Below are 6,371 nucleotides of genomic sequence, written 5' to 3'. Positions count from 1 at the left end.
GCAGCAGGACAATGTCGCCGCCTTTTATATGACTGTTTACATTTTCAATGATTTTATCAGGGCCGGGATTTGTCCAATCCTGCGAGTTAACGCTGTAATGAACCACTGAATAGTGGTACTTCTGTGCAATGGTAAGAACCTTTTTATTAAATTGTCCGGTCGGCGGGCGGAGTAAATGAACATTCTTCACACCCAGCTTTTTAAATGCAGTCTGGGCCCGGAGGATATCTTTTTTTATTTCATTGTCCTCTAGGTTGGTATAATTCTTATACGCATATCCCATGCTGCCGATTTGATGTCCGTCTTTTACCATACGTTCAACTGTGTCCGGGTGCCGTTCCGCCCAAGAAGCTGACAGAAAAAAAGTGGCGTTTTTAATACCGTTTGCTTTTAGCGCGTTCAGAATAGGAACCGCCTTTTCGTCGCCCCAGCTGATATCGAATGTTAATGCGACTTCGCCCGCTTTCGTCTCCCCTTTTGAAATAGCCTTCGGGCCGCTATCAGTTAAAAATACAGGAAGGGGGACGGCTCTCTGTATATAAAAAAAGCTGGCTGCTGCAAATGCGGCAATGATAATAATAAGCAGCTGTTTTATCCTTCTGATGTGCCACACGTAGAAGTGATTCACTGATGACGCCTCCTTATCTTGTCCATGCTTGATTACATCGTATGCCGCGGCGGAGATGAATATAACGAAATACGTTTTAAAAAAAATGAAAAAAACACTTGCTAAATTTAAAGAATGCATGGTATATTATTAAACGTCGCTGATGAACAGCAGACAACAACGAAAAGCTTCGGAAACAACTTAAAAAAAGTTGTTGACATAAAAGAAGCTGAGTGGTAAGATAATAAAGCTGCTTCAACAAGCGGTAATGATCTTTGAAAACTAAACAAGACAAAACGTACCTGTTAATTCAAAGTTTTAAATAAATCGCACAGCGATGTGCGTAGTCAGTCAAACTACTTTATCGGAGAGTTTGATCCTGGCTCAGGACGAACGCTGGCGGCGTGCCTAATACATGCAAGTCGAGCGGACAGATGGGAGCTTGCTCCCTGATGTTAGCGGCGGACGGGTGAGTAACACGTGGGTAACCTGCCTGTAAGACTGGGATAACTCCGGGAAACCGGGGCTAATACCGGATGCTTGTTTGAACCGCATGGTTCAGACATAAAAGGTGGCTTCGGCTACCACTTACAGATGGACCCGCGGCGCATTAGCTAGTTGGTGAGGTAACGGCTCACCAAGGCGACGATGCGTAGCCGACCTGAGAGGGTGATCGGCCACACTGGGACTGAGACACGGCCCAGACTCCTACGGGAGGCAGCAGTAGGGAATCTTCCGCAATGGACGAAAGTCTGACGGAGCAACGCCGCGTGAGTGATGAAGGTTTTCGGATCGTAAAGCTCTGTTGTTAGGGAAGAACAAGTGCCGTTCAAATAGGGCGGCACCTTGACGGTACCTAACCAGAAAGCCACGGCTAACTACGTGCCAGCAGCCGCGGTAATACGTAGGTGGCAAGCGTTGTCCGGAATTATTGGGCGTAAAGGGCTCGCAGGCGGTTTCTTAAGTCTGATGTGAAAGCCCCCGGCTCAACCGGGGAGGGTCATTGGAAACTGGGGAACTTGAGTGCAGAAGAGGAGAGTGGAATTCCACGTGTAGCGGTGAAATGCGTAGAGATGTGGAGGAACACCAGTGGCGAAGGCGACTCTCTGGTCTGTAACTGACGCTGAGGAGCGAAAGCGTGGGGAGCGAACAGGATTAGATACCCTGGTAGTCCACGCCGTAAACGATGAGTGCTAAGTGTTAGGGGGTTTCCGCCCCTTAGTGCTGCAGCTAACGCATTAAGCACTCCGCCTGGGGAGTACGGTCGCAAGACTGAAACTCAAAGGAATTGACGGGGGCCCGCACAAGCGGTGGAGCATGTGGTTTAATTCGAAGCAACGCGAAGAACCTTACCAGGTCTTGACATCCTCTGACAATCCTAGAGATAGGACGTCCCCTTCGGGGGCAGAGTGACAGGTGGTGCATGGTTGTCGTCAGCTCGTGTCGTGAGATGTTGGGTTAAGTCCCGCAACGAGCGCAACCCTTGATCTTAGTTGCCAGCATTCAGTTGGGCACTCTAAGGTGACTGCCGGTGACAAACCGGAGGAAGGTGGGGATGACGTCAAATCATCATGCCCCTTATGACCTGGGCTACACACGTGCTACAATGGACAGAACAAAGGGCAGCGAAACCGCGAGGTTAAGCCAATCCCACAAATCTGTTCTCAGTTCGGATCGCAGTCTGCAACTCGACTGCGTGAAGCTGGAATCGCTAGTAATCGCGGATCAGCATGCCGCGGTGAATACGTTCCCGGGCCTTGTACACACCGCCCGTCACACCACGAGAGTTTGTAACACCCGAAGTCGGTGAGGTAACCTTTTTGGAGCCAGCCGCCGAAGGTGGGACAGATGATTGGGGTGAAGTCGTAACAAGGTAGCCGTATCGGAAGGTGCGGCTGGATCACCTCCTTTCTAAGGATTTTAACGGAATATAAGACCTTGGGTCTTATAAACAGAACGTTCCCTGTCTTGTTTAGTTTTGAAGGAACTTTGATTCTTTCATATGGTAGATGGGCCTGTAGCTCAGCTGGTTAGAGCGCACGCCTGATAAGCGTGAGGTCGGTGGTTCGAGTCCACTCAGGCCCACCATCTTTACCCAATACGGGGCCTTAGCTCAGCTGGGAGAGCGCCTGCTTTGCACGCAGGAGGTCAGCGGTTCGATCCCGCTAGGCTCCACCAACGTGTTCTTTGAAAACTAGATAACAGAAGTAATTCACATTCAATTAGTAATGCAAGATATCACGTAGTGATTCTTTTTAACGGTTAAGTTAGAAAGGGCGCACGGTGGATGCCTTGGCACTAGGAGCCGATGAAGGACGGGACGAACACCGATATGCTTCGGGGAGCTGTAAGCAAGCTTTGATCCGGAGATTTCCGAATGGGGAAACCCACCACTCGTAATGGAGTGGTATCCATATCTGAATACATAGGATATGAGAAGGCAGACCCGGGGAACTGAAACATCTAAGTACCCGGAGGAAGAGAAAGCAAATGCGATTTCCTGAGTAGCGGCGAGCGAAACGGGACCAGCCCAAACCAAGAGGCTTGCCTCTTGGGGTTGTAGGACACTCTGTACGGAGTTACAAAGGAACGAGGTAGATGAAGAGGTCTGGAAAGGCCCGCCATAGGAGGTAACAGCCCTGTAGTCAAAACTTCGTTCTCTCCTGAGTGGATCCTGAGTACGGCGGAACACGTGAAATTCCGTCGGAATCCGGGAGGACCATCTCCCAAGGCTAAATACTCCCTAGTGACCGATAGTGAACCAGTACCGTGAGGGAAAGGTGAAAAGCACCCCGGAAGGGGAGTGAAAGAGATCCTGAAACCGTGTGCCTACAAGTAGTCAGAGCCCGTTAACGGGTGATGGCGTGCCTTTTGTAGAATGAACCGGCGAGTTACGATCCCGTGCAAGGTTAAGCAGAAGATGCGGAGCCGCAGCGAAAGCGAGTCTGAATAGGGCGAATTGAGTACGTGGTCGTAGACCCGAAACCAGGTGATCTACCCATGTCCAGGGTGAAGTTCAGGTAACACTGAATGGAGGCCCGAACCCACGCACGTTGAAAAGTGCGGGGATGAGGTGTGGGTAGGGGTGAAATGCCAATCGAACCTGGAGATAGCTGGTTCTCTCCGAAATAGCTTTAGGGCTAGCCTCAAGGTAAGAGTCTCGGAGGTAGAGCACTGATTGGACTAGGGGCCCCTACCGGGTTACCGAATTCAGTCAAACTCCGAATGCCGATGACTTATCCTTGGGAGTCAGACTGCGAGTGATAAGATCCGTAGTCGAAAGGGAAACAGCCCAGACCGCCAGCTAAGGTCCCAAAGTATACGTTAAGTGGAAAAGGATGTGGAGTTGCTTAGACAACCAGGATGTTGGCTTAGAAGCAGCCACCATTTAAAGAGTGCGTAATAGCTCACTGGTCGAGTGACTCTGCGCCGAAAATGTACCGGGGCTAAACGTATCACCGAAGCTGCGGACTGTTCTTCGAACAGTGGTAGGAGAGCGTTCTAAGGGCTGTGAAGCAAGACCGGAAGGACTGGTGGAGCGCTTAGAAGTGAGAATGCCGGTATGAGTAGCGAAAGAGGGGTGAGAATCCCCTCCACCGAATGCCTAAGGTTTCCTGAGGAAGGCTCGTCCGCTCAGGGTTAGTCGGGACCTAAGCCGAGGCCGAAAGGCGTAGGCGATGGATAACAGGTTGATATTCCTGTACCACCTCCTCACCATTTGAGCAATGGGGGGACGCAGGAGGATAGGGTAAGCGCGGTATTGGATATCCGCGTCCAAGCAGTTAGGCTGGGAAATAGGCAAATCCGTTTCCCGTGAAGGCTGAGCTGTGATGGCGAGCGAATTATAGTAGCGAAGTTCCTGATTCCACACTGCCAAGAAAAGCCTCTAGCGAGGTGAGAGGTGCCCGTACCGCAAACCGACACAGGTAGGCGAGGAGAGAATCCTAAGGTGATCGAGAGAACTCTCGTTAAGGAACTCGGCAAAATGACCCCGTAACTTCGGGAGAAGGGGTGCTCTGTTAGGGTGAAAGCCCGAGAGAGCCGCAGTGAATAGGCCCAGGCGACTGTTTAGCAAAAACACAGGTCTCTGCGAAGCCGTAAGGCGAAGTATAGGGGCTGACGCCTGCCCGGTGCTGGAAGGTTAAGAGGAGCGCTTAGCGTAAGCGAAGGTGCGAATTGAAGCCCCAGTAAACGGCGGCCGTAACTATAACGGTCCTAAGGTAGCGAAATTCCTTGTCGGGTAAGTTCCGACCCGCACGAAAGGCGCAACGATCTGGGCACTGTCTCAACGAGAGACTCGGTGAAATTATAGTACCTGTGAAGATGCAGGTTACCCGCGACAGGACGGAAAGACCCCGTGGAGCTTTACTGCAGCCTGATATTGAATGTTGGTACAGCTTGTACAGGATAGGTAGGAGCCTTGGAAACCGGAGCGCCAGCTTCGGTGGAGGCATCGGTGGGATACTACCCTGGCTGTATTGACCTTCTAACCCGCCGCCCTTATCGGGCGGGGAGACAGTGTCAGGTGGGCAGTTTGACTGGGGCGGTCGCCTCCTAAAAGGTAACGGAGGCGCCCAAAGGTTCCCTCAGAATGGTTGGAAATCATTCGCAGAGTGTAAAGGCACAAGGGAGCTTGACTGCGAGACCTACAAGTCGAGCAGGGACGAAAGTCGGGCTTAGTGATCCGGTGGTTCCGCATGGAAGGGCCATCGCTCAACGGATAAAAGCTACCCCGGGGATAACAGGCTTATCTCCCCCAAGAGTCCACATCGACGGGGAGGTTTGGCACCTCGATGTCGGCTCATCGCATCCTGGGGCTGTAGTCGGTCCCAAGGGTTGGGCTGTTCGCCCATTAAAGCGGTACGCGAGCTGGGTTCAGAACGTCGTGAGACAGTTCGGTCCCTATCCGTCGCGGGCGCAGGAAATTTGAGAGGAGCTGTCCTTAGTACGAGAGGACCGGGATGGACGCACCGCTGGTGTACCAGTTGTTCTGCCAAGGGCATCGCTGGGTAGCTATGTGCGGACGGGATAAGTGCTGAAAGCATCTAAGCATGAAGCCCCCCTCAAGATGAGATTTCCCATTCCGCAAGGAAGTAAGATCCCTGAAAGATGATCAGGTTGATAGGTCTGAGGTGGAAGTGTGGCGACACATGGAGCTGACAGATACTAATCGATCGAGGACTTAACCAATTTGAATGTATGCTTACTGTTATCTAGTTTTGAGAGAACACTCTCAATGGTTTGGTGGCGATAGCGAAGAGGTCACACCCGTTCCCATGCCGAACACGGAAGTTAAGCTCTTCAGCGCCGATGGTAGTCGGGGGTTTCCCCCTGTGAGAGTAGGACGCCGCCAAGCTTTTTTATTTTATCTACCATGTTTTTGTTTATGAAGCTTATAATATTCCGCAGTAGCTCAGTGGTAGAGCTATCGGCTGTTAACCGATCGGTCGTAGGTTCGAGTCCTACCTGCGGAGCCATTGCTTCCATAGCTCAGCAGGTAGAGCACTTCCATGGTAAGGAAGAGGTCAGCGGTTCGAGCCCGCTTGGAAGCTTATCTAAATACGTTGATCTGAAGCAGTTTCCGCGCGTTATGGAACTGTTATTTTTTGTTTAGTTCAGTAAATATCTGTTGCTGATTGTACCAGTTAAGGTATAGGTATTTAGCGCGTCTTCTGATGAAGCCTTTCTTCAAGGATGCAAAAGAGATTAACATAATTAATTGTTAAACGGTATTGACTTTTATCAAAACCTTGATATAATTACT

Annotated in this window: 1 protein-coding gene, 4 tRNA genes and 3 rRNA genes; 7 read left to right on the top strand and 1 reads right to left on the bottom strand. The window is 50.9% G+C overall.

Annotated features, from left to right (window positions below):
- Positions 1–628, bottom strand: a 628-nt coding sequence (locus ACFVSN_RS44910; protein ID WP_387959283.1) for a polysaccharide deacetylase family protein, incomplete at its 3' end; no start/stop codon positions are given.
- Between the two features lie 340 nt (positions 629–968).
- On the opposite strand from ACFVSN_RS44910, the gene ACFVSN_RS44905 reads away from it, so the two are divergent.
- From ACFVSN_RS44905 to ACFVSN_RS44875, 7 genes are all read left to right on the top strand, one after another.
- Positions 969–2,518, top strand: a 16S ribosomal RNA gene (locus ACFVSN_RS44905).
- A 100-nt stretch (positions 2,519–2,618) separates the two neighbouring features.
- A tRNA-Ile gene (locus tag ACFVSN_RS44900) sits at positions 2,619–2,695 on the top strand.
- Positions 2,696–2,709: 14 nt separating this feature from the next.
- Positions 2,710–2,785 (top strand) — tRNA-Ala (locus ACFVSN_RS44895).
- Between the two features lie 82 nt (positions 2,786–2,867).
- Positions 2,868–5,797: ribosomal RNA gene (locus ACFVSN_RS44890) — 23S ribosomal RNA — on the top strand.
- Positions 5,798–5,847: 50 nt separating this feature from the next.
- A 5S ribosomal RNA gene (gene rrf, locus ACFVSN_RS44885) occupies positions 5,848–5,963 on the top strand.
- Together the 16S, 23S and 5S rRNA genes with 4 tRNA genes alongside form the textbook arrangement of a ribosomal RNA operon.
- Before the next feature lie 46 nt (positions 5,964–6,009).
- A tRNA-Asn gene (locus tag ACFVSN_RS44880) sits at positions 6,010–6,084 on the top strand.
- 2 nt (positions 6,085–6,086) lie between these two features.
- Positions 6,087–6,159: transfer RNA gene (locus tag ACFVSN_RS44875), tRNA-Thr, on the top strand.
- Positions 6,160–6,371 lie beyond the last annotated feature (212 nt).

It is taken from the genome of Kitasatospora sp. NPDC057904 (assembly GCF_042887925.1).
In the GTDB taxonomy this organism is placed as follows: Bacteria; Actinomycetota; Actinomycetes; order Streptomycetales; family Streptomycetaceae; genus Kitasatospora.
The sequence above is the reverse complement of the archived record's forward strand: the minus strand, read 5'-3'. Positions and strand labels throughout refer to the sequence as shown.